Origin of the sequence: Bacillus sp. LJBS06 (assembly GCF_016924995.1) — a bacterium.
Taxonomy (GTDB): Bacteria; Bacillota; Bacilli; order Bacillales; family Bacillaceae; genus Bacillus; species Bacillus stercoris.
Genome location: NZ_CP070483.1, coordinates 1,334,463 through 1,358,534, shown reverse-complemented (window position 1 = coordinate 1,358,534; position 24,072 = coordinate 1,334,463). Strand labels below are relative to the sequence as shown.

The 24,072-nt window shown below is 41.6% G+C and carries 25 protein-coding genes and 2 pseudogenes; 12 read left to right on the top strand and 15 right to left on the bottom strand.

All coding sequences use genetic code 11. The annotated features are described in order from the left end of the window. Positions 1 to 25: 25 nt before the first annotated feature. The 4 genes from JQX68_RS06995 to fdhF all read right to left on the bottom strand — a co-directional run bounded on the left by JQX68_RS06995 (position 26) and on the right by fdhF (position 5,078). Complete coding sequence (locus JQX68_RS06995) at positions 26 to 652, bottom strand: NUDIX hydrolase (protein ID WP_205440601.1); 627 nt, start codon at positions 650 to 652, stop codon at positions 26 to 28. 72 nt (positions 653 to 724) lie between these two features. After that, positions 725 to 1,369 (bottom strand): DUF4352 domain-containing protein, encoded by a 645-nt coding sequence (locus tag JQX68_RS06990; protein WP_040083404.1) that lies wholly within the window; start codon positions 1,367 to 1,369, stop codon positions 725 to 727. A gap of 198 nt (positions 1,370 to 1,567) precedes the next feature. Next, positions 1,568 to 2,128, bottom strand: coding sequence for a helical membrane plugin domain-containing protein (locus JQX68_RS06985; protein ID WP_014663599.1), 561 nt, complete (start codon positions 2,126 to 2,128; stop codon positions 1,568 to 1,570). Next, on the bottom strand, positions 2,121 to 5,078 hold the full coding sequence (fdhF, locus tag JQX68_RS06980; RefSeq protein WP_205440600.1) for a formate dehydrogenase subunit alpha: 2,958 nt from the start codon (positions 5,076 to 5,078) through the stop codon (positions 2,121 to 2,123). The genes JQX68_RS06985 and fdhF overlap by 8 nt, the downstream gene beginning before the upstream one ends. Positions 5,079 to 5,223: 145 nt before the next feature. Between fdhF and JQX68_RS06975 the strand changes: the two genes are divergently transcribed. Further along, positions 5,224 to 5,799 (top strand): YjgB family protein, encoded by a 576-nt coding sequence (locus JQX68_RS06975; protein ID WP_134975758.1) that lies wholly within the window; start codon positions 5,224 to 5,226, stop codon positions 5,797 to 5,799. Positions 5,800 to 5,900: 101 nt separating this feature from the next. Continuing rightward, positions 5,901 to 6,299 (top strand): ribosomal maturation YjgA family protein, encoded by a 399-nt coding sequence (locus JQX68_RS06970; RefSeq protein WP_134975757.1) that lies wholly within the window; start codon positions 5,901 to 5,903, stop codon positions 6,297 to 6,299. 8 nt (positions 6,300 to 6,307) lie between these two features. Here JQX68_RS06970 and JQX68_RS06965 read toward each other — a convergent pair whose 3' ends face one another. Next, positions 6,308 to 7,207 (bottom strand): DUF2268 domain-containing putative Zn-dependent protease, encoded by a 900-nt coding sequence (locus JQX68_RS06965; protein ID WP_205440599.1) that lies wholly within the window; start codon positions 7,205 to 7,207, stop codon positions 6,308 to 6,310. Positions 7,208 to 7,332: 125 nt separating this feature from the next. Here JQX68_RS06965 and JQX68_RS06960 point away from each other — a divergent pair, with 125 nt between their 5' ends. Further along, the gene (locus JQX68_RS06960) at positions 7,333 to 7,500 is read left to right on the top strand and encodes a YjfB family protein (RefSeq protein WP_014476499.1); all 168 of its coding nucleotides are present in this window, start codon (positions 7,333 to 7,335) and stop codon (positions 7,498 to 7,500) included. Positions 7,501 to 7,624: 124 nt separating this feature from the next. Then, positions 7,625 to 8,098 (top strand): YjfA family protein, encoded by a 474-nt coding sequence (locus tag JQX68_RS06955; RefSeq protein ID WP_042974194.1) that lies wholly within the window; start codon positions 7,625 to 7,627, stop codon positions 8,096 to 8,098. Between the two features lie 35 nt (positions 8,099 to 8,133). Here the strand turns inward: JQX68_RS06955 and pdaC are convergent, their stop codons facing one another. After that, positions 8,134 to 9,540, bottom strand: a complete 1,407-nt coding sequence (gene pdaC / locus JQX68_RS06950) for a peptidoglycan-N-acetylmuramic acid deacetylase PdaC (RefSeq protein ID WP_128422180.1) — start codon at positions 9,538 to 9,540, stop codon at positions 8,134 to 8,136. A gap of 253 nt (positions 9,541 to 9,793) precedes the next feature. On the opposite strand from pdaC, the gene cotT reads away from it, so the two are divergent. Continuing rightward, a complete protein-coding gene (cotT, locus tag JQX68_RS06945; RefSeq protein ID WP_147771770.1) occupies positions 9,794 to 10,039 on the top strand; it encodes a spore coat protein CotT in 246 nt (81 codons plus the stop codon). A 121-nt stretch (positions 10,040 to 10,160) separates the two neighbouring features. Beyond that, positions 10,161 to 11,151, top strand: a pseudogene (gene cyoE, locus JQX68_RS06940) (heme o synthase). Between the two features lie 18 nt (positions 11,152 to 11,169). Here cyoE and JQX68_RS21705 read toward each other — a convergent pair. Further along, positions 11,170 to 11,604, bottom strand: coding sequence for a hypothetical protein (locus tag JQX68_RS21705; protein ID WP_240345562.1), 435 nt, complete (start codon positions 11,602 to 11,604; stop codon positions 11,170 to 11,172). 268 nt (positions 11,605 to 11,872) lie between these two features. Here JQX68_RS21705 and JQX68_RS06930 point away from each other — a divergent pair, with 268 nt between their 5' ends. After that, a complete protein-coding gene (locus JQX68_RS06930; protein WP_014663588.1) occupies positions 11,873 to 12,205 on the top strand; it encodes a YjdJ family protein in 333 nt (110 codons plus the stop codon). A gap of 56 nt (positions 12,206 to 12,261) precedes the next feature. Further along, complete coding sequence (locus JQX68_RS06925) at positions 12,262 to 12,456, top strand: DUF4177 domain-containing protein (RefSeq protein WP_003232825.1); 195 nt, start codon at positions 12,262 to 12,264, stop codon at positions 12,454 to 12,456. A gap of 37 nt (positions 12,457 to 12,493) precedes the next feature. On the opposite strand, the gene ybaK is transcribed toward JQX68_RS06925, so the two are convergent. Next, complete coding sequence (gene ybaK / locus JQX68_RS06920) at positions 12,494 to 12,973, bottom strand: Cys-tRNA(Pro) deacylase (protein ID WP_014663586.1); 480 nt, start codon at positions 12,971 to 12,973, stop codon at positions 12,494 to 12,496. 229 nt (positions 12,974 to 13,202) lie between these two features. On the opposite strand from ybaK, the gene JQX68_RS06915 reads away from it, so the two are divergent. Both JQX68_RS06915 and JQX68_RS06910 read left to right on the top strand, forming a co-directional pair. Beyond that, entirely contained in the window at positions 13,203 to 13,598 is a 396-nt protein-coding gene (locus JQX68_RS06915) for a hypothetical protein (protein WP_040083415.1), read from the top strand. A gap of 209 nt (positions 13,599 to 13,807) precedes the next feature. Next, positions 13,808 to 14,314 carry a GNAT family N-acetyltransferase gene (locus JQX68_RS06910; RefSeq protein WP_172640804.1) on the top strand — a complete coding sequence of 169 codons (507 nt, stop codon included), beginning with the start codon at positions 13,808 to 13,810 and terminating at the stop codon, positions 14,312 to 14,314. Between the two features lie 43 nt (positions 14,315 to 14,357). Here the strand turns inward: JQX68_RS06910 and JQX68_RS06905 are convergent, their stop codons facing one another. The 6 genes from JQX68_RS06905 to JQX68_RS06880 form a co-directional block, all read right to left on the bottom strand. Then, positions 14,358 to 14,840, bottom strand: a complete 483-nt coding sequence (locus tag JQX68_RS06905; RefSeq protein WP_205440646.1) for a YjdF family protein — start codon at positions 14,838 to 14,840, stop codon at positions 14,358 to 14,360. Positions 14,841 to 15,009: 169 nt separating this feature from the next. Further along, entirely contained in the window at positions 15,010 to 15,957 is a 948-nt protein-coding gene (gene manA / locus JQX68_RS06900) for a mannose-6-phosphate isomerase, class I (RefSeq protein WP_205440597.1), read from the bottom strand. A gap of 15 nt (positions 15,958 to 15,972) precedes the next feature. After that, entirely contained in the window at positions 15,973 to 17,931 is a 1,959-nt protein-coding gene (manP, locus tag JQX68_RS06895; RefSeq protein WP_040083419.1) for a PTS mannose transporter subunit IIABC, read from the bottom strand. Between the two features lie 149 nt (positions 17,932 to 18,080). Then, the gene (gene manR / locus JQX68_RS06890) at positions 18,081 to 20,027 is read right to left on the bottom strand and encodes a mannose transport/utilization transcriptional regulator ManR (RefSeq protein WP_014663580.1); all 1,947 of its coding nucleotides are present in this window, start codon (positions 20,025 to 20,027) and stop codon (positions 18,081 to 18,083) included. 295 nt (positions 20,028 to 20,322) lie between these two features. Beyond that, positions 20,323 to 20,640, bottom strand: coding sequence for a hypothetical protein (locus JQX68_RS06885; RefSeq protein WP_014663579.1), 318 nt, complete (start codon positions 20,638 to 20,640; stop codon positions 20,323 to 20,325). A 133-nt stretch (positions 20,641 to 20,773) separates the two neighbouring features. Then, positions 20,774 to 21,091: a putative quinol monooxygenase gene (locus JQX68_RS06880; protein WP_147771767.1), complete on the bottom strand. Its 318-nt coding sequence runs from the start codon at positions 21,089 to 21,091 to the stop codon at positions 20,774 to 20,776. A 247-nt stretch (positions 21,092 to 21,338) separates the two neighbouring features. Between JQX68_RS06880 and JQX68_RS06875 the strand changes: the two genes are divergently transcribed. Together JQX68_RS06875 and JQX68_RS21700 are read left to right on the top strand one after the other, a co-directional pair. Then, on the top strand, positions 21,339 to 22,436 hold the full coding sequence (locus JQX68_RS06875) for a response regulator aspartate phosphatase (RefSeq protein WP_240345561.1): 1,098 nt from the start codon (positions 21,339 to 21,341) through the stop codon (positions 22,434 to 22,436). Between the two features lie 996 nt (positions 22,437 to 23,432). Beyond that, positions 23,433 to 23,633: a hypothetical protein gene (locus JQX68_RS21700; protein WP_014663576.1), complete on the top strand. Its 201-nt coding sequence runs from the start codon at positions 23,433 to 23,435 to the stop codon at positions 23,631 to 23,633. A gap of 78 nt (positions 23,634 to 23,711) precedes the next feature. On the opposite strand, the pseudogene JQX68_RS21695 reads toward JQX68_RS21700, so the two are convergent. Then, positions 23,712 to 24,050: pseudogene (locus JQX68_RS21695) on the bottom strand (N-acetylmuramoyl-L-alanine amidase); the annotation flags it as partial. Positions 24,051 to 24,072 lie beyond the last annotated feature (22 nt).

The window sequence follows — 24,072 nt, the reverse complement described above, 5'->3', positions numbered from 1 at the left end:
AAAGAGCCCGGAGGCTCTTTCTTTTTTAGTCGAATATCGTTTTCTTGTCCGGATGGCGCAAAAAGTCAAACAGCATGCCGAGCTGTGAAGGTGTGTTTCGTTTTGGAGAAAGCGGCGGGAGTCTGTCTTCCGAAAAAAAAGCGGCATGATTCGTTTCAATCCCTGTTTCCCCCTGCCCGCCCGTTATGCTGCATGCGATGAAGATTTTATAATAGTGATAAGGCTGAGGGGGATGGGAGTGCTTATGGCTGTCTAGCACGGCAAGCAATCGAGACGGTTCCGTATCATACCCCGACTCTTCTTTGATTTCCTTGACCACGTTTTCAGCTGGCGATAAACCAATCTCGCAAAATCCACCCGGGAGCGACCACAGCTCATCATGCTTCTCCCGAACAAGCAAAATCTGATTCTCTCTGAATACAGCGCCGCGAACATCCGCTTTCGGCGTCGGATAGCCGCTCTCTCTATTCCATAAATCAGTGATAACTTCCATGTCCGTCTGTGAGTAATCCGCCATCATTTCCGCGCTGAGCTTCATTAGCTCTTCGTACCTCTCCCTGTCGTACACATCCTTGGAAAAAGCAAGCCCCGCCTGTGCGATCGCCCGAATCCGCTGTGCCCGTTCCAGCCATTTGGTTTGCACTTTTATCACTCTCCCCTTCACATTATTTGTCACTATAAAAAAGCACGCTTCTTCCCTGATGAAAACGTGCTTTTTTTTAATCTATTTTTCTAATTTTATCAAATAATCTTTATTGTATTTTGCGCTTTCTTCAATTCTATCACTTCTAGTATCTGTTAAAAAAGGGTTGTACACTAATGTGTAATTTTTCTGTTCTCCTTTGGGTATTACATAACTAACTACTCCTGTCACCTTTTTTCCTGACGCCAGATTCCCCCCCAAAAACATTTTTCCTTTATCCTCCAATGAAATGACTGAGCGAACTGATTTATTCTTCTTGTCTTTCAGATCTAATCCTAATCGGCTGTATTCCATTGAACCTTTTCCAACGTATTCTAGGGTCACTTCTATAATTAACCGCTCTTCATTACCTTTTAGTGTTTTTATTTTATCAGATTCTTTTCCACCCAAATCTCCATATTGGCCATTCTGTTCACGATCCACTTTATTCACCGTGAAATTAATATCATTTACTTTAATTGTTTCTCCTATTTTATGTATTTGATCATCTTTTTTGATCTTCGGCTCACCGCCTTTTTTCAATTCCTTATCAAGTTCCTTTTCAAGCTCTTCTTGCGATTTTTTCTCTTTCGGTTTTTCCTTCTCTGATGCATCGCTCGATTGGCTGCACGCGGAAAGTGAAAACCCAATCACCAGTACAAATAATAGTAATAAGACTTTTTTCATGATTGTTCCCCCATCTAAAGTAATCGATTTCCATTATAATCATATATCTCCTTTTCCTAACAGGTAAGAAAGTAACAATTATTCCTATCTCATTCATCACAATCTTACTTCTTCCTAGTTTTTGAATATTTTTTACTAGTCCATTAGACCTTTTCATCAAAAAAACCCGAGCTGGCTGAAGCCGGCTCGGGCGGGAGGTCAATCTCGCTTATTCATTCCTCTTTTCTCTCGTGGTTCCTGATGATGTTTTTGATGCTCGGGGGGCTGCGTCGTGCGTTCCATCTCCTTTGTATCTTGTCCCATTCCTTTTAAAAAGGAAAAGAGCAGTGTAATTGATTTGTTGATTTCCGGGTCTTTAAGCGAGCGGATAATATCAAAATATCCTGTCTTTTCTTCGCTGTTTTTCTGTTCTACAGCGCTTGCCACACCCGCATTCACTTTTAAAATGAGAGGCTCCAGCTGTTTCACGTCCAGCATGCCGAGCGTCCCAAACAGAAGCAATAGATTTTTCAGCGTGTTGGCAGTTTCCTCTGTATCTGCTTTTTTCACCAGGATATCAAGAACTTTATCCCCTTGGCCAAAAAGGCCGCGGAGCAACGGCAGGACACCGCGCTCGTTCATATGGCCCAGCATATGCAATGTTTCGAGAATCGCTTCTTTGTGATCGACTAAGGCATCTTCAATTTCCCGCAAATCACGCTTTCGCTGATCCTCTTCGGTTACCTCGATTTTCTGAATTCGTTTAATCGCTTTAGCCATTATGGCCAATCCCCCTTTTCACTGCGTCGCCAGGGAAAATATAATCCTTCCGCGCCCATTTCTTTTGAACCTGCACACCGATTTGCGGCTGCGGATTGCCGTTGCGGTGATTGATCTTAGGCAGCGGGTTGATTCCATCGCGCTTCAAAATTTCCATCTTGGCTGAGGTTTCTTTGTAAGCTGGCGTATCGGTATCCTTATCGGCATGGCTGCCTGTTAACAGGTTGATCGCCGCTTCCCCTGAATCGTTCATTGGCAGATACACTTCCTTCCCTTTGACACGATCAGTCATCACACACTTCACTTTAACATTGCCAAAAGGCGATGTGAGTCTGACGAGGGTTCCGTCCTGAATCCCTCGTTCTGCCGCAAGCTCAGGAGAAATTTCTAAGAACACTTCCGGTGTTTTCTCCGAAATCCCTTTCGATTTGTAGGTGAGGTTCCCTTCGTGGAAATGCTCTAAGAGCCGTCCATTGTTGACGTGAATGTCATATTCCTCACCAAACTCCTCAGGCTCTGTCCACTGAACGGGGTAAAGAATGGCTTTTCCATCCGGGAAAGGGAAGCGATCCGTAAAGAGTAAAGGCGAATCCTTTCCATCAGCGCTTACAGGCCATTGCAGGGAATTGTAGCCTTCAAGGCGTTCATAGGTGACACCGGCATAAATTGGCGACAGCTTGGCTGCTTCCTCCATAATGTCTGCAGGGTGCTCATAGTGCCAGCCGGCGCCAAGCTTATTGGCTACCTCCATAATAATCTGCCAGTCAGGCTTTGATTCGCCCAGCGGTTCAAACACCTGATACAGCCGCTGAATCCGGCGTTCTGTGTTTGTAAAGGTTCCTTCCTTTTCAAGGCTCGGGCTCGCAGGAAGAATCACATCAGCAAACTCGGCTGTACGTGAAAGGAAAATGTCCTGCACCACAAAGAAATCAAGCTTTTCATATGCGGCGTGCACATGATTGATATTAGAATCCACCAGACCCATTTCTTCACCTTTTACATACATCGCTTTCAGCTGGCCGGAATGGATTTTTTCGATCATTTCGTGGTTAGTCATACCCAGCTCCTTCGGCAGCGGCACACCCCACACCCGTTCGTATTTTTGGCGGACTTGTTCGTCCGTCACCTTTTCATAGCCCGGCAAGCTGTCAGGCATGCTTCCGAAATCGCTTGCTCCCTGCACATTGTTATGGCCGCGCAGTGGGTAAGAACCTGCTCCCGGTTTTCCGTAGTTTCCTGTCACAAGCAGCAGATTAGAGATCGCCGTGCTCGTGTCGCTTCCTCCAATATGCTGTGTCACGCCCATCGCCCACAATGCGCACACACTGTCAGCTTGCCCAATCATCTCGGCCATCTGGATAAGGGTCTCTTGATTGATCCCGGTTTTCTCCTCGGCATATTCAAGTGTGTACGGCGCCAGGCTTTTTACATATTCATCCCGTCCGTTCACTCTTTCCTGCAAAAAGCGCTCATCAGCTTTGCCGTTTTCAATTAAATATTTGGCGATCGCATTCAGCCAGACGATATCCGATCCGGCACGCGGCTGAACAAATAAATCGGAGCGCTCTGCCATTTCGTGTTTTCTGATATCCGCGACGATCACTTTCTGCCCTCTCAGCTTATGGGCCCGTTTAATGCGAGTGGACAAGACTGGATGCGACTCAGACGTGTTCGAACCAATAATCAAAACAAGGTCGGCTTGTGCGATATCTGTTATTGAGCCTGAATCACCACCATAGCCGACTGTCCGAAACAGGCCGGCAGTCGCAGGAGATTGGCAATAGCGCGAGCAGTTGTCCACATTGTTTGTGCCAATGACTCCTCTGGCCAGCTTTTGCATGAGATAGGATTCCTCGTTCGTACATTTAGACGATGTAATAAAAGCAAGTGAATCCGGTCCAAACGCTTCTTTCAATTCCGTGAACTTGCTGGCGATCAGCGATAACGCCTCCTCCCACTCTGCTTCACGAAAATGCTCGCCTTCTCGGATCAGCGGCTTTGTCAGGCGTTCTTCACTGTTGACGAAATCCCAGCCGAACTTTCCTTTCACACAAGTAGAAATGCCGTTGGCCGGCGCTTCCTCTTGGGGCTCGACTTTCAGAATGTCTCTGCCCTTTGTCCAGACATCAAAGCTGCAGCCGACGCCGCAATAGGTGCAGACTGTTTTCGTTTTTTTGATTCGTTCATCACGCATAGCGGATTCCATATCAGAAATAGCGAGAATTGAACCGTAGCCTGTCTCTACGCCTTTCGTGATCTCGATCATCGGACGCAGCGATTCGTTATTGATGCCTGTTAAATATCCGGCTTCCCCTTCCATTCCTTTTTCCATCATCGCGTTGCACGGACAGACCGTTGAACAATGGCCGCATGACACACATGACGACTCATTGATCGGCACGTCGTTATCCCAAATGACGCGCGGGCGTTTCCGCTCCCAATCAATGGTCAGCGTTTCAGTGACCTGAACGTCCTGGCACGCTTCAACACAGCGTCCGCACAAAATACATTGATCTGGATCATACCGATAAAACGGATGGGATTCATCCTTATGGTATGGCTTGTGATCAAACGGAATGCTTTGGTGATTGATTTTCATTTCCTTCACCGTATTATGTATTTCGCATCCCCCATTGTTGTAATCGCAAACTGTGCAATAAAGCTCATGATTATATAAAATCTTGTCCATGCCGATCACCTGCGCTTTTTTTACGTCAGGTGAGAGCGTATCAATGACATCCCCATCCTTTAATTCAGCGGAGCACGACCTCTTCAGCTCACCATTGATGCTGACGATGCACGTATCACATGTTTCAATCGGCCCTAAGCTTGGATGATAGCAAACTTGCGGCACTTCAATCGAGCTGTTATTCAAAAGCTGCAGAACCGTCTGTTCCTCGGACGCTTCCATTTCAACGCCGTTTATTGTGATTTTTTTCTTGCCAGCCATCTCCATTCCCCTTTCTTGCTTTATATACCGAATTACCTATTTCAGTTCCCTTACAACAACTCAATAAAACATACAAAGCGCACTCACATGTTTTGTTGCAAAAACACGGGGAAACGGAATGGTAGATGAATAAGGAGGGATTAACATGAAAAAGACAATGTCTGCTATAACCGCGGCAGCAGCAGTAACAAGCTGTTTTACCGGCTTTGGGGCTGCGTCCTTTTCAGCACCGGCAAAGGCCGCAGCTCAAACAAATACACTCTCTGAAAATACAAACCAATCAGCCGCTGAGCTTGTCAAAAACCTTTACAACACCGCCTACAAAGGAGAAATGCCTCAGCAGGCGCAAGGCCTTACCATTAACAAAAGCACAAAAGGCGATGTCCATGCTGCGTTTGGGGAACCGGAAAGACCAGTCGGGGGAGACAATCGATTTGATTTATATCACTGGAATATGGGGCAGCCGGGCTACGGATTTTCCTATCATAAAGACATGACTATTTCAGAAATCCGCTATTTTGGAACCGGTGTGGAACGGCATCTGAATTTAGGCGGTGTTACGCCGGAAGTGCTGCAGAAGCAAATAGGCCCAGCGAATCGAGTGTTGACCGTCCCGTTTACCGATGAAATCGACTATGTATATGACACAGGCCGCTATGAACTTCATTTTGTAATAGGCACGGATCAGACAGCCGACCATGTAAACTTAAAAGCAAAATAAACACCCTACGCGGCTAATTCAGCCGCTTTTTTAGTGGACAAATAAAAGATATATTTCTTACAATACAGGGAGATGAAGCAGAGACGGGGTATCAATTCGCAATGAAGCGAAATCGATGGATATATGCAGCTTTCACCATACTGATCATGGGGCTCGGGCTTGGATCCAGAGCATTCGCCAGTGCTCTTCCTGATTCCCTCAATACTTATCTGGGAGACTCGCTGTGGGCCGCCATGATCTTTACGGGATGCGGTTTTCTATTTCGGAAGCTGAAGACAATGAAAACGGGCATTATCAGTCTTTCTTTCTGTTTTGCCATTGAATTCAGCCAGCTCTATCATGCCGAATGGATCGACCAGATTAGGGATACTTCTCTTGGCGGGCTTGTACTGGGGTACGGTTTTTTATGGAGCGATATCGAAGCATATACAATTGGAATTGCAGCCTGTGCCGCCATAGAACTGCTCGTTTTGGGAATCAAAAAGCGCCGCTGTATGTGACGCTTTTTTCATGTAGAAAACAGCCCGCATTGAGAAAGAATGGTCTTCGCATCCAAACGTGTGGCCTCGCTTATCGTGATATGATGTTGATTCATAAATGACTGAACGGCATGATATCCAACCGCATAACCTGCAAAAGCCGATAAACCTGCAGGCTTAAAACCTTGGTCTTTAGCAATTGGATCACCAAACATATAACGGCTGACTTCCGAAAAGCCTTTCATATCCAGCACCTCATTGATCACATCAATGGAATACTGCAAATCCTCATGATCAAAACGAGTTACCCAAGGCCCCAATCGTTCTGTGCCAAATAGCTCACGGGCGAATGATTCAGCCAATCCTTCAATCACAAGATAATCCCCGACACTTATAGAGCCATGATCAAAATCAGTATACGAAAACCGCACATTATGATGAAACTCATGAGCAATAATGGAAGGAATCCTTGGCAGGTTATAACTGTTCGGATGAATCCATACATGAATAAAGCCCGGTATCCCACCAAACCCGCAGTAGCCTTTTTGCAGCTGAAGCTTATTTGGATCGGCGATATAAAGGCCGAATTTGATCTCCTCTGCATTCACCCGCAACTGTTCACGCTCAGCAAAAAGGATGCATTGTCGAAGTGCAGATTCCGCTGTCTCTAAAGCATGTGATTCCTTCAGTATTCGCAATGCTTTCTGCCCGATTTCAACATCACGGACATCCAAATAGCCAAGCATTTTCGCAGCCATCATCACATCATAGCCGTTTGGCTCCTTCGCTTTCAGCGGAACATGGATGGCGGTCCACATCTTTTCAAACGGCCTCATCATCGTATACCGAAATTCATCCTTTCTTTTTTGTTCTTCCATTAAAAACAGCTTTTCGTATTGCTCAAAGGTCTTTTCCATGACAAGATTCATCCTGATCCCTCCTTGTCAAAAACATACGGTATCCCGCAGCGTAAGAGTCAACAGGAGAAATTAAGCCATTTTTCACTGTAAAATCATACAAACCCGCCGATAGGTAAGGCATAGGAGGTGGAACCATGGATATTCCTGCTTTATCGGTTGCGATGCATCAAGCATCCCTTGCCCAGAATGTAAATATCGCTTTAACGAAAAAAATGCTGGACACCGCCCAGCAAAATGCTGATCAAACCTTAAAGATGATTCAGCACCCGACTCTCGGACAAACCATTGATGTAAAAGCATAACCTCACACCAGAGGCGGCCAAGAACTCCATCCTCCCGGCCGCCTCTATTGTTCACAAAAAAGCATGCATGTTTTGATTGTTCCTCCATATGATTTATTGTTTGCCATATTAAGGAGGTCATAAATTGAAAAGACTGTTTATGAAGGCTTCATTGGTGTTATTCGCAGTAGTATTTGTTTTTGCCGTCAAAGGTGCACCCGCAAAGGCGGAAACCCATGCCTACGATGGTAAAAGCCCTTATTACAATGATTGTGCGTCCAGCGGCTCTACAAAAAAATCCTCAAACTTAGTGAATGCCAGCAATCAAGTCATTGGAGTAGTCGAGCTTAAATTCAGCAGTACATGTAAAACGGCTTGGGCAAAAATCACGATGAATAATACATTGACGTCAGGCTTTGAAGCAAATGCGGAGATTACCCGGAACACGGACGGAAAAAGATATAACTGTGATTCTGCAGGCGGCAACGGAAAAGCGGTCGCCGGCCAAAAATCTTGTTATACACCGATGGTATATGATTTAGATCCAAGGACTTCTTACGCTTTCGGCAAGTATTCAGGGCCGAACTTGAATGTTTGGGCCACCACAGGCTCTTATTAAATAGAAAAAAGGCTGTCCATACGGGCAGCCTTTTCCTACTGATTTGCTTCTCTTTGTTTTTTAACCTCTTCAAGCTGAGAAACTGTCACCAATTGATAACCTTGATCGGTGAGCTTTTTCATAATTTCATCGGCCGCATCAGCAGAGGTGCGGTAAATATCGTGAATCAAGATGGTTCTTCCATCTCCCGCCTGGCTCATGACACGGTCAACGATTGTTTTTTTGTTACGGTCTTTCCAATCTTCCGGGTCAACGTCCCATAATGCGACATCCATTTTCATTTGACTCCGCAGCTCATCATTAATGCCGCCGTATGGGGGTCTTACAAGCGTCGGGCGGTACCCGCTTATTTTTTCAATGATGTCTTGCGTGTCATTGATCTGCTTTAGCGCTTCTTTCACTGGAAGCCTTGTGAGAAGCGGGTGGCTCCACGAATGGTTCCCCACCTCATTTCCTTCTTTCAGCATTCTGATTAGCGTTTCCGGATAATATTGAACCCTGCTCCCCAAAACAAAAAACGTGGCATGCCCCTTATATTTCTTCAAGGAATCCAGAATCTGATTTGTTGTCGCAGGATTCGGCCCGTCATCGAAAGTAAGTGCAATGACTTTTTGATGTGGATCAACCGTTTCCTCTTTGGGTAAAGAAATCACTTCATGCTTCGGCTTTTGTTCTTTGATTTTATTTTTATTTTTTGCTTTATCAATATATTGTTCTTTCAGTATGTCTTTCAAAAGACTTTTCTTAATGGCAATTGATTGCTCTCCAAGATAGCCTGCTGCAACCTGATATGTATCAAAGTAAAGTTCGATATAATCTTCCTTGATGGCAAACCGGCTGAAGTTATCTTTTTTCGGAGCCGTCCCTTCCTTTAACAGCGCATCATCCGCTGCAATGTCCTTATTCTTTTTCAGCTCGTGATAAGCGATTAACGAAAGCTTGTGTAAGTAGTCAGCGTCCTCTTTGAAAATATCATCAATGGAAAGAAACGCTTGTTTACTAAAATCATAGTTAAACGTTTTTTTCACGGTTTGACCGTGTGCGCCCCCGATATACTTATATTCATTAAATACAATCGCCACTGTCTGTTTGGCATAATGGACAATTTTATAATCAACATTTAATTCGTTGCGCTTAGTCGTATGCTCTTGGTCAACGTTTTTTGTTTCCTTTTGAAATTGGCGAACCTCTTTTTCTGCGAATCTTTTTAATACCGAATCCATTTTTTTATTTTTGAAAACGGGATAGTTTACCGCGTAATTAAACGTTTTCCCGTCATTGACTAGCGTTGCGATCTCAACATTCCCATACTGAGAATCAGTTCTTACTTTATTCATGACCGTTTCTTTTTTCAACGAATGATTATGGAAAAAGCCGATAAGGCCCACCACAATTACAACTGCTATTAATACATGAAACCATTTGATTCTTTTTACTAACAACAAAAACTCCTTCTTTCGTAGCCATTTCGATTTATTCTTCATCAGTTAGAACTGTATCTATTTAGAAACACTATTGTAATATTTAAGTAACATTTATTTCACATTTGTAATACTATGAGATTTAGAAGTTCATGTCAATCCTTTTTAAGGAATTTCATCATAAAATAAACCGGGTTTCATGAATGTACATACACCCAACTTAAGCATCAAGAATATGGTAAAAGGAATAAAAAAAGCTAGGGAGGTTTTCCTCTTGGATTATCCTTTGAATGAACAGATATTTGAACAAATGACACCTTATGATGAAAGACAGCCTTATTATTATCCGCGTCCGAGACCGCCATTTTATCCGCCTTATTATTATCCAAGACCGTATTATCCGTTCTACCCGTTTTATCCGCGTCCGCCTTACTATTACCCGCGCCCGCGGCCTTACTACCCTTGGTACGGTTACGGCGGGGGTTATGGCGGAGGATTCGGCGGCGGTTACGGATATTAAGCGTCGCTTGCTAAAATGGGGGCAGTCCAGCTCCCCATTTTTTTTATTAAAAATGACAATATCATGACAAATATAGGAAACAATTGTGATTCCATAGCCCTCTTGTTACGATAACTAAAGCATGCAGTTTTGGGGGAGGCGTCTATTTTTTGGGGAATACAAGAGATTCGGCAGCCATATCTGAAACGAAATACATAAAAGCTTCGAACCGGGTAACCATTTACGATTTTATCAAACTTGCAAAACCCGGCATTATCATATCAAACTCGATAGCAGCCTTTGGCGGATTTTGGATCGCGTTTGCAAGCGCAGAAAAACAATTAACCGGAATGGCTTTTTTGATGACAATGGTGACAGCAATGTTGGGAACCGCGTTTGTGATGGCTTCCGGCACTGTCTATAACAACTATTTTGATCGGCATATGGATGCAAAAATGGCACGCACTCGCAGCAGGGCCTCGGTCACAGGGAAAATGCCGCCAGCCTTGATCCTAACATATGGCACTGTGTTAGGAATCGCAGGTCTAGCCATGCTTTATTCCCTTAATCCATTAACGGCCCTTCTCGGACTGGCCGCCTTTATTTTTTATGCGATCATCTATACAGTATGGGTGAAACGAACGTCTGTGTGGAGCACATTTGTCGGGAGCTTTCCTGGAGCTGCCCCGCCATTGATGGGGTATTGTGCCGTAACCGGAGATTTCAGTATGGCAGCAATGCTGTTGTACACGATTATGTTTTTGTGGCAGCCCCCGCATTTCTGGGCAATTGGGATAAGACGCAAAGAGGAATATCGTGCGGCTGGCGTTCCGCTTTTGCCAGTAGTCAAAGGCAATCATGTAACAAAAATAAAAATGATGCAATATATTGCCGTCCTGATGCCGATCACGCTATTATTTCCTTTTTCTCTCGGCACTGGCCATATGAGCCCATTTTATTTCTTAGCCGCCTTGGTTCTTGGGGGCATATGGATCAAAAAAAGCATCAAGGGATTCAAAATAGACGATGACGTGAAGTGGGCGAAAGATATGTTTGTCTACTCGCTCATTTATTTTTGTTTGCTGTTCTTAATAATGATGATCGATTCATTTGTGATGTTTCTGATCAGATGATGCAAAAAGAGCCACACATTAATGTGACTCTTTTTTGTTTGGAAAGACAGCCTCTAATAGAAATGTCACAGCAAAAAACACTGCCATGCAAATCAAAAACCGTACGATTTCACTCAAAATCCAGCTATCAGCAATGCGCATGCCATCGGTTTCTCGGAGGGTTGCGCATATTGAAAAAATCATGAGTATGTTTTTTAGAGTTTCTTTGTTCATGAAATACCATCGCTTTCTTGAATAGGATGACTTAAAAGCAAAATAAATGATCAGGTCAGTCAGCCAAATATGAAACATGTCGCCATCGTTGCATGTTGATGTTTTTTTGCAGCCCATTGCAAAGTTCAGCAAAACAGATGAAAACCGTTCAGTGATTAAACAGATCTTTTGCGATAGACGAAGCGGAGAAAAGGACGAACCGTCTGCTTCTGTACTTTCTCCTACTATCAATACGAACATTTAAAAATTCAGTAACAATTAGCAAAAAGACTGCCGTCCCCCAGCCTACTTTCGGGTGTTACTAAAGTACATAAGTAAAATCGCTAATATATGATTCTCCAATCCATAAACCCGAACGCTTTTTCCATCATCAGGTATTATAATCCAAACACAAATAAAAAAATAGACTTACGTTCGAGTTGCGTGAAAGAGAAATTGCAAGAATAACCCAGAGGGTGGTAATATATTGTTTGATTTTCCCATATTTAGATTTGGAGGTCACACAAAAGTGAAGGGAATATTTTTAGTTGTTCAGCTTGGATTTTCTATTATGGTATTTCTGTTTTTAGCCGCTGTTAATTGGTATCAAGGAAGCGAGCTTGTTTCAGATCGATTTGATTGGAACTATACTGCTAAAATCTCAAAACTGCTTAATGGAATGGATACCGTCAGCAGCCACAAACAAATTTCACAGCTTGATTTTTTCATCTACTCCGCTAAACACTACCCTGTAATGAGTACGTTAATGATCATCTCTTTCTTATATGTTCTGGCCGCTCTTTTTTTACTTATATACTCAGTCAAATGCAATAAGCAAGAGATTCATGTTAATAATCCCTGAGGTTTTCGGAACTTCTTGCTCAATCTTCCGTATATCCTAATAGGAGGGATCAAATGATGAAAGAATATGAATTCGTAAGAGTTGAGCTGAGTACGATGAGAAGAAGGCCTAAAGAAGACTACCAGCAAATCATCCATGATTATGCGAAAAGAGGCTGGAGATTCGTTCAGATTTTCGCGCCCAGTATAGATGGGTATGGGGCAGCTGCTTATTTTGAAATCATATTTGAAAGGGATGCGGAAAAAGCTTAATCGATACGACTAAGCTTTTTCGTTTACCCTATATCTGCTATACAATTTCTGCAAATTCGGCATCACATGATTTGGCTAAATCTTGCGGCGCCAACTTTATCTGCATACCGATTTTCCCTGCACTGACAATGATAAAATCAAGCGTTTCTGCAGATGCGTCAATATAGGTCGGGAACAATTTTTTCATGCCAATGGGTGAACAGCCGCCGCGAAGATAGCCAGTTACCCCTAATAGCTCCTTCATTGCAATCATCTCTATTTTCTTTTCCCCTGTCACCTTTGCTGCCTTTTTTACATCTAACTCTTCTGCTACAGGTACAACAAAGACATAATATTGATTAGTTCCTGCTGCTGCCACCAATGTTTTATATACATACTCCAAAGGATAACCGATTTTCTCCGAAACAGAGATGCCATCTACAGGCTGGCCGTCTGTTTTATACCCTAATAACTCATAAGAAATGTTCTGCTGTTCAATTAGACGAACCGCATTTGTTTTTGCCATTTTTTTCGCCATCGTTTTCACCCGCTATCAAAATAAATGTAATCTTCTTTTTTGCAGTTAATATGTAAATTCTATCATCCTAACCTGCATTTTCAAGGTTACTAGCATTGAATCAACGAAAGGACAAATTGATTAACCTGGATTCCTATAGCTCATTATTAATCAACATGAAACAAAACAGGAATGAACGAATGACAACCACATACAATTTGTATGAATGTAAAAATAAGGAGTGGTTGCTTTGTATCATTACTTGTATGGTCCTGCGTTAATTCCTTACTTTTCACATACTCATACACCTCAAAGAAATCCAGACTTTTCAGAAAGACAGCGAAGAAGAGAAATCACATTGACTGTAGACGGCATTATCCCCCCATCTTCCTCCGAGGATCTCGGCGACGGCTTTTATTCTTATGCATGGACGAACCAGCAGGTCATCAATCCAGGCGAATACCTAGTTTGTCATCTTGAAGGAAGGGATATCAATGTGGTAAATGGCGGGTTCACTCCGCGGGATACTGCTCCATTGTATGCGGTAGCAAGCTTTCCAAGACGAAGAAACCAATGGGTCATTATCATTCATAATCCTGTTCAAACCCAAAGAGCCCTATCGCTTTATTTGATTGCGAAAAGGTAGCACAACATGTTATCAGAAACCCTGCATTCAGCACAGAAAAACGGGTAGGAACACTTTGACATCAGCATTTTCCTACCCATTTTGGTACTGGGCTAGCTCTCACCTATCAATCCCCCTCAAGTTCCTCATCTTTTTCTACTGCCAAGGTACCAGAGAAAATTATTATATGTTATCATGATTTCCAGTAAAAAGAAAAGAGGATTAGATATATGGTTCTCCTTGAAACGAATCGATTACGATTACAAACAATTGATATTCCCCTTCTCGACGCCGCGTCTAAACAAGATCATCAAGCGATCAAAGACTTAGGATATGAAACAAATGGTGAATGGCCAAATTATGATTTTTTTGAAGCGATACCTTATTTCCGTGAAATTTTAGTGAAAAACAATGGAACAAACGGATTTGATTCATGGATTATTGTAAAGAAGGACAGTCATGAAATTGTTGGAGGAACTGGATTTTTAGGTGACCCAGACGAGAATGGCGTAATTGAAATCGGTTTTGCGACAAATAAAAGTCATCGCCGCAAAGGTTATTGTGTGGAAGCCTGCCAAGAACTAATAAACTGGGCATTAAGCCAAGAAGCAGTGAACCGGATTACCGCAAGATGTGAACATGATAATCTAGGATCACAAAAAACTTTGGAAAAGCTAGGGTTCACATTGAATCATAAATCAGAGGATTATATGCATTGGATATATGTTACAAAGTAGAGGCGTAATTACAAAAGCAGGCTCAGTGCCTGCTTTTGCTGGATTATTTACCTCTGTGCTTCTTTTTCGCTTTTTGCTTTTTGAGCATATACCTCTGCTCTTTTACATGTTCTCGTTGTTCTTTCGTTATTTGTTTTTTCTTTTGCTTTCTTGCATCAAGCTCTAGTTTTATTGCCTCTTGAGCTTTTGAAGTTACTCCGGCATTTTTCATTTCTTTTGATACCTGACGCTGCAATCTTTTTGGATTGATCTTTTTCTGACGTCTTTCTTGTAAACGAACTCCTTCCTGCTCTGTTTGGGCCATCATATTCAAGAGTTGGTTATGAACAAACGCCAGCACTTCAGAATCCTTCGGCTCTTTGCCAAAAAGATGACGAAAGGCTCTTAGCTTTCCATTGTTCACAGTTTCAACAACGCCTACCCAAAACTGACCATCATAGTAAACCGTTAATTTCATAACGATTCCCTCCTCATAAAAGATACAAAAGAATGATGGACATCCCGAGGAGGGGAAGGTTACTGACATGATCAATCATGCATCCGGACTACCAACCGAATCGTGTTTTTTCATTCTTTACCATATACAGAAAATAGTGTAGCATTTCTTCTGCGACTATTAAACTCTTATTTGATTTAGTTCATCGCTGGAGAATAGGCGTCTTCACTCTTAATTGTATTTCTCAAGCCCTGCCATGTTACAGATGGGAGACGATACATTCGGCATACCCCTCAAGTTTAAATTCTCCAAAACCATGAGGCAGCAACATATGATCTCCTTTTATGAAGGGATAGACATACTCACCAGAGTTCATATGGCCCTCCCCTTCAATCACACTGATAAGAAGGAATGGTTTTTGCTGCATTAAGCTTGCTGATCCTGATAAGTTCCATTTCCCCACCGAAAAGTAAGCGCATTCAACGAATGTCGTTGTAAGCAAGTCCTCAATTTGTTCATGATGAACCGTTTGCCGCTCTGGAATAGACGGGATCTCTATCACTTCGATGCTCTTTTCCAGGTGAAGCTCGCGCAGCTTGCCTTCTTCATCTTTTCGGTCATAATCATATAATCTGTAGGTTGTGTCTGAATTCTGCTGCGTCTCTAAAGCCAGAATCCCTTTTCCAATCGCATGAACAGTGCCGCTTGGCACATAGAAAAAGTCCCCCGGCTTTACCCTTACTCGGCGCAAGAGCTCATCCCATTCTCCACGCTCTATCATGGCAATTAGTTCTTCCTTTGTTTTTGCATTGTGGCCGTAAATAATCTCTGCATCTTTTTCGCAATCAATAATGTACCAGCATTCAGTTTTTCCAAGCTCACCGTTTTCATGTATTTTGGCAAATTCATCATTGGGATGCACCTGAACAGATAAGTCTTGGTCAGCATCTAATATTTTTGTAAGCAGAGGAAAACGGTCCCCTTCAAGCTGTCCAAATAAATGTCTGTGATGTTCCCATAATTCGCTGAGCGTGAGCCCCTTATACATTCCGTTTTGAACAACGCTTTGACCGTTTTGATGCGCGGCAAAAGCCCAGCACTCCCCTGTTCGTTGTGACGGAATGGTATAGCCAAAATCAGCTAAAGCGGTTCCGCCCCAAATTCTTTCTTTGAAAACAGGCTTGAAAAATAACGGTTCAATCGTCATGAAAATCCCCCCGCTTTATTCGATTTCTTCCAGCAGTTTGTATGCCTCTTCTGTTGTTTGCACAGAGAGCAGTCGCTTCCTATAATTGTCATCCATTAGCTTTCGAGATAGCATCTGCAATATTTTCAGATGCTGGTTCCCTCCGCTTTCTTTTGGTACAGCAATCATAAAGATTAATTTAGCTTCTGATCCATCCAGGCTGTTCCAGTCAACGCCTGATCGTTTGATTCCAAAGGCAACACTTGGCTCCCTGACCGCCTCAGACTTTCCGTGCGGAATAGCAATATTCATGCCAATCGCCGTTGTTCCCTGTTGTTCACGATTCAAAATGGATTGTTTAAACCCGCTCTCTGAAAGCAGCGCACCTCTGCGGGACAATTTTTGAATCATTTCCTCAATGATGTCATCCCTGGTTTCACCCGATAAATTTGGTTCAATTAATTCCGGGCTGATAATGTCTGTCAATTTTTTTATCTCCGCCATCTCAGCTTTTGGGCTTTCGACTTGAATTGGCTGCTTTATTTCGTTTGCTGCCGCAGCTTCACTTGGCGCAGAGGACGGTACAGTTTCACTGAGCACAGGAGATGCCGTAATATCTTTTTTTAGGACATTGACGAACAGAGCGGTGACAAGGGAACCTGCAATCACAGCAATAAAAAACATCAAGACATGATCAACTGCGCCAAGCACTGCAACAATAGGTCCGCCGTGTGCCACTCTGTCTCCCACATTGCCAATCATGGCTATCACAGAACCTGTCATTGAGCCTGCCATAATACTTGGAATGACGCGCAGAGGGTCCTGCGCCGCAAATGGAATCGCTCCTTCAGTAATACCGAAGAGCCCCATCGTAAATGCCGCTTTCCCCATTTCTCTTTGGGATGTCTCGAATTTTCTTTTTCCTAAAAACGTCGCAATGCCAAGGCCAATCGGCGGGATACAAATGGCGACAGCAATTGGTCCCATAATTTCATAATTTCCTTCTCCAATCATTGCCGATCCAAACAAAAATGCGACCTTATTTACGGGACCGCCCATATCAAATGAGATCATCGCACCTAAAATCAATGCCAGAAGGATCGAGCTCGAGCCTTTCATTCCCGCCAGCCAAACCGTTAATGAGGCGAAAATTTGAGCTACAGGCGCACCGATCAAAAATACAAACGCTAAACCTACAATCAGAGATGCAAATACCGGAATAATAATAATCGGCATAATCGGCTGGATGGCTTTTGGCACCTTTACTTTTTTTATCCATAGTGCAGCATATCCCGCCAAAAATCCGGCAATGATTCCCCCAAGGAATCCGGCGCCGCTTGCGCTGTCATAAAAACTGCCAGTCGCCGCAATATATCCGCCGATCATCCCTGGCACAAGACCCGGTTTATCAGCGATGCTATAGGCGATATAGCCGGCTAAAATCGGAATCATAAATGAAAATGAAGCACTGCCGATCTGTTCAATCGTTTTCCAGAAGGAGTCATCCGGAATAACTAAGCCTTTAGGTGTTTTCTCCCCTCCAAGCGTTAATGCAACCGCTATCAATAATCCGCCGACGACAATGAAAGGAACCATAAATGAAACGCCGTTCATTAAATGACGGTAAATAGGATTTTGCTTCTTCTCCTGGTGATTGCCAGATTCCGATTTTGCAGCGGAACGATAGACCGGTATATCCCCGTTAAGAGCGGTTTGAATCAATTCTTCCGGTTTGCGGATGCCGTCCTGTACCCCGACAGACAGCAGTTTTTTGCCTATAAACCGGTCTTTGTTTACCGAGCGGTCTGCAGCAATAATGATTGCGTCCGCTTCGCGAATTTCCTCTTCGGTTAGCTTATTTTCGACACCAATTCCCCCCTGGGTCTCAACTTTGATGCTGACGCCCATTCTGTCAGCAGCTTTTTGCAGATTTTCCGCTGCCATATACGTATGGGCGATTCCGTTCGGACAAGAAGTAATCGCTAACAGTTTCATAGGAAACCTCCTTTAAAGTGTGAATAATAAGATCTTGTCTCAACTGTATACCGAAATCAGCACTTAAAAATCGCTTTTTTTACCATAGGTTCCGGAAATAAAGGCATTTTTCCCTATAACAAAAAAAAGCAAGGAATAATCCCTGCTTTTTAATAATCCAAATGAGATAAAAATGACATGACATTGGTTTCTTTCGTCAGCTTTTGGACAAAGGCCGGCTGCTCGCTAAGATATGAAAGCTCGCTAAACAGCTGCTTTGTCATGGTTTGATCCTCGTGTTTGACAGCCAGCATAAAGACAAGCGAAACTTTTTCATTTCCCCATTCAAGCGGCTCCTTTAATGTGGCAATCGCGATTGCTGATTGTTTAATAAATTTAGCGTTCGCATGAGGAATGGCAATGCCTGACCCAATGTTTGTCGCCGACATTTTTTCCCTCATCACCGCATGAACCGCATAGTCCTTTTCAACATAGCCTTTCTCAAACAAAGCTGTCGCCAGCTGTTCAATTAACTTGTAGCGATGCTCCGCCTCCTGCTGCAAAAAAACCAAAAAAGGAGTCGTATTGTTCAGCATCTGAAACGTTTTTTGTTTTTGGCGGTGTGGTTCGCCCAGCTGACGTATAAATGCACTTAATTTCTTCTCTTCGCCAGGCTCTAACAGCGGAGACACAACAATATGGGGGACCGTTATATTCTCCAGCGCAATGGTGGATATGACAAGATCGATATCCTCATGCTTTTTGATATAATCCTTTAAATCGGCCTTTGCAATACATGCCATTACAGCGATTTGGTGATATTTCCGTTCAATTTTCGTCCGCAGCAATTGTGACATCCCGATTCCCATGTGGCAGACGACGATCGCCTTTTTATGTGCCTCGCTGCTGCACTGCATCCGTTCGATGGCTGCTTGAAAATGCAGTGTCAAATATGCTGCCTCTTCCTCAGGAATATGAAGATCAAAAGTTTGATTGATATCTTCCAAAACGTCAATGATAAGATGAAACAAATAAGGATACATCTTTTTAATATCATTCAGCATAGGATTTGATACTGAAAGATCGTAGCTCAGCCGCTGTAACACTGTATTGACATGAATGTTCAAACCATTGATCAAATCCAGGTCTTTATGAAAATCCATCATTTTCAGCTCTGAAACACGATTGATTAAATGCTCTACAACCTTAGGAAGCACAGCATTTTCAAAGTTTTCTTCTTTCTGTAATGGATAACGAACTTTACCGCCCAATATATGTAATGTTAAATACACGGCTTCTTCTTCTGGAAAACGGATTGCAAAAACCGGTTCAAGCCGTTGTAAACAAGCAAATGTCCATTGATATTCTTTCTTCTTTTTTACTGCCGCCATTTCTTTCGGGGACAAAGAGATCGGCTGCTTCATTTTGATGCGGCGGACCATTAATAATGTATGCAGCAGCAAACTCTCAAACGTTTCATCTGTGAAATAGAGAGAATGCTTTTTTTGCAATGATTTGATTTCTCTCGTCACAAAATCTACTTCATAATGTAAAAACTTACTTTTAATAAATTGGCTCGTAAACTCTGTATTGTGAATCAAATCAGATATTCTTGCCAATGCCTTTCTTTTATTTCTTTCGTTCCCTTCAACCTTTAATCCAAGCCTCTGCCTAGAAACGAGCGTGAGATCAAAACGCTTCAGCCACTCTTCTACTGCGTATAAATCCTTTTTAATGGCAGATCGATTGACAAAATGCCGAGCGGCAATTTCTTTTGCGGAAACAGGCTTCGGATTCATTAATAAGTCATAAGCAATTTGCAGCATTCTTTCTTCATCGGTCCGCTGCCTAGAAGAAAAATGTTCAGTATGTAATTGTTGGCTTAGCCAGGTCCTTTCCTGTTCTTCTATATGTAAATAAACGCCCAACCCTGGTTTTCGAATAAGCTGTGCATGAGAATGCTCATTGAGATAATCCTCGATCACTTTCAAATCATTCCGGATTGTTTTTTCAGAACACTGTACCCTATCTGCGAAATCTTGCACAACTAAATAGTCATCAGGTTCAGATAACAACAGATACAAAATCTCTTTTTGTCTTGTATTTATGTATTCCATCTGTTTTTCTATCCTTCCTGTCAGTATCCACTTGAGCAAATTCATAGTATAAGTATACTATATAAGAAACCGTTTACATTATAAAATAAAATCATAGAGACAAAAGTTTTGTTTTTTACCGAAGCTTCCGGAAAAAAGCGATTTTATGATTTTGAGTTAACTGCTAGAATCGACCTGATTCTGTGATGTGATAGTGTCAGCTTAGTATACGAAATAAAAAACGGACACCAACCAAAGCACAGCGTTCTCTGTCCAGTGATCAGTATCCGCAGACCTTTCATCCCGGGCATTTTTTTTACGGCCCGGTTCCACAGTCTACTTTGTATTTACCGTTTGATGCTTTTTTTGAATAGCATAAGTGAGGCGTTTGTCCCGTTTCACCTTTCCAATCTAGCCAATTCACGTAATAAAGACTCCCAGATTCATTGTCAGCTTCTTTTTGGAGAACTGCAAAGTAGCTCTGATAGGGATATCCTCTTTTATAAATTTCGTGTCTGATTGCTCCTTTTTCAGAAGCAGCTGTAAAAACAACAGGAGATAGAACTGGTAGTGCTATCAATATAACTATAAGTGCTGCTACAAGAGAAAGGATAATTTGGGTTTTCTTTTTCATTTTTTTCTCCAAGCTTTTATTATGAATAATATGTATTTAATTCTCCGCATGATATTGTTGGCGGAGTTGTACAACAATCCGCCAACAACTTTCCGATTCTTAGTTTTTGAGTGTCTCTTTTGAAGACGCCTTTTTAATCATTCACATTGCTTTTCATTAACCATTCTACTTCCGTTAATTCTTGTTTTTGAACGGCTATTGTGTGTTTTTTCGTGAAATGGGTTTTCACAGCTTCTTCGTTTTCCCAAATCTCCCAAAGCATTATTTTACGTTCTGATGGCTCAAGCGGATAAGCATGGAATGTAATACAACCCTCTTCTTTGTTCGTTTCTTCCTCAAGTTTTTTGAATTCCTTCATTATCTCATTAAGGTCTTTATCACTGATGATTTTTAAACATGCCGTTATGTAATGCATCGAAAATCCCCCTCCTATCATTTTATGGCTTTTCATTATAACATTTTCTTGAAAAATGCAGATGCCATTTATAAATCATTAAACGACTTCAAGTGCCTTTTAGATCAGCCTCCCTAAATTCTAAAGCAAGCTAAAGAGTTCGTATCAGACAATACGGTCCTTATTTATGTTTATTCTGACTTTTTTTAGTCTAAATAGATGGACTTTTCAAAAAAATAATTCTATTAGAGGGTGTCCTTAGTGATATAATATTAAATATATGTAAAAAAAAGGAGGTATTTGATTGTCTGTTTCGGATTTAATCCCATATCATTATGTAACTACAGACATTAATCATTGGTATGTTGTCATAAAACAGGGTCGAGTTGAGAAAGCAAAAGAAATGAAACAAAAAGTTGAAAAAGCATTCGATATGATGGAGAAAAATGAAAAAGTAGCAGTCTATCTCCAGCTATTAAAGCTGCGGCACGAAATAATGCTGTCGTATCTCGAACCTGACTCTGTTGAAAATATAGATGGTGTATATGCTGACCTCAAAAAGACAAGGGAAAATATGGCCCCTGAATCCTTCACGAATACAATAGAGTTCTATTATCATTTTTTTACCGGCATGTACCATTTTAGAACGAGAGATTTAGTTATTGCTTTAACATATTATCGCGAAGCCGAAAAATATCTTGATTTATTAGATGAAAACGCAAATACAGATAAGGCAGAGTTCTATTTTAAAGTGTCAGAAGTCTATTACTATATGAAAGAGACTCATTTCTCAATGAATTATGCTCAGCGAGCATACTCTATATTTAAAGAGCAAAAAGATGCTCAGGGGAACCTTACATATGGCAAAGAAATGGTCCAATGTCAGTTTGTTATCTTTGGGAACTGGCTAGATAAAATGTGTTATGAGGATGCTTTAGAAACAGCTGAAAAAGCCTTAAATGATGCTATAAAAATAGGGGAGCAACATTTAATTGGTTCAGCTCATTTTAACGTGGGATTATGCTATAATAACCTTGAAGAACTTGACAATGCTGAGAAACATTTTCAAATCGCCTATGAAATTCATAAGGATCGAAAACACATTTATGAGTCCAAAGCGATTTTTAATCTGGCATATGTCAAAGCAAAGAAAAATGATTTAAAGGCTGCATTAGAATTATACCAGGAAGGTCAGGAGGTTGCTGCCCGACACAACAACCAGGAAGTAACCGAGAAATTAAAACTGGTTAAAGGCCTTTATTTATCATTCGACTTACAAACACTTAGAGAAGTGTTCAAGTTCTTCGAAGAGAAAAACCTTTACGGTGATATGGAAGAATACGCTGTTGCTGTTGCTGATTTTTTGACCAACAAAGAAGAAAAGGGGGAAACATTTAAATGAAAAAATGTAAAATTGCAATTTGTTTAGCGCTCTTGCTTGGCATTGTTGGAGTATCCAGCGCTTCATACGCTCTTTCTGAGCAGTCCACTTATAAGGTCGCAGATAGAGCAGCAACTTAATATGATATTAAAAAATAACCCCATTTTGGACTTTAAAAATGGGTTTTTTATTTTATCTTCTCAACTCAATATTATTCCTGGTTTTTCATTTAAATTCTATACTGCATTAATAAACCGACAGCCCCTACCCTTTATGTAACATTCTAACATTCCCAAAAATATGTATGTCTGAAAAAAACCGCAAACTTTTTCATGACTCCTTCTATCAGACTCTTTGCAACAACTCCACAATCATATGTAGCTTCTGAAAATAACATGAATAATGACACTTGAAATCTACATCCGCTTATAGATTACACTAAGACTAAAGCCTATAAAAGAAAGGTTGATGGGTTTGAACTTATATTTAGTAACAGCCCTTGTCATATCAGTATTATTAAACGTAATTTTATGTATTCAGCTAGGAAAATTCAGAACAAGTCGATTTTCCAAGTGGAAAGAAAGCACAGGAATTAACACTCCATTTGCTGCGTTAGTCTGGGCTTTCCTTGCTATAACAATTGTTTTGAGTCTTATAGGTTTACTGGCTGGTGTAAGTGATTTATAAATATTGTGATCATTGTAAAAAAAGCATAACAACATTTTTTTCTTTTGTTATAAAGCCCGCCTTTTATGAGACGGGCTCTTTTTGCATGGTAATTTGCTTTTATCGCAGTAGACCCCACAAATGACTCAACGAGGGCTGAATTTAAAACAATACCAGCCATTAAAACCTACAAAACCTACAATGGATTCAACTTATAACGTGTTCTTCTTTGTTAAAATAATAACTGGATAAGGTTCTTATACCATTAGACATATTACGGATTGCTTAATTTTTATATAACTGTTGGAAACGGGTTTTCAGCCTGCGATAATTAAATAAGAGGTGAAATCAATGAATGGTATAGAATTTTTAGAGTCCGTGTCGCAACTGGGACAAATAATTTTATTGTTCTCCGGCTACGCCCTTTACTGGAAATTAGGTAAAATAAAAAAAGAACGGAAACTTACAAAATATGAAACTTTTCTTAGATTCTTTGTAACGTTCGGCATATTTGCATGGGCACTTTCGTTTCTTGCTTTGCATTTGTGGTAACAATCTTCTGTCGATACTTCATTAATTATATCGAATTTTTTTAATCATTAATTAAACTCCCTTTTTATTAAAAAACGGAAGAGTATCACTTTTTTTGACTGTGTAAATGCCCCCAGAAGCTTTAGACGCAGATGATAACAGTTTAGATTTTGTCTCTCCTCCCAGCACCTTCAATTCTGACTCAATGGCTGACTTAACTTGGTTTCATCTGCCCTCAGCTAAAATGCGGTGCAGGCAATACTTTCCGCTCCAGTTCTGATGTGTACGGACACGATCAAGTTTTTCCCCAGCCGCACTCTTTAAGCAGCTACGCTACAAACTTGATAGCTAGCTTTTCAGCAGTGTAGTATTCAGCGCATCCTGACTTGCTATAACAATACCAACACCAATCAAATTACGGTTCCCGGGACCATTCGAGCTTGGCCTATCACCAATTGCT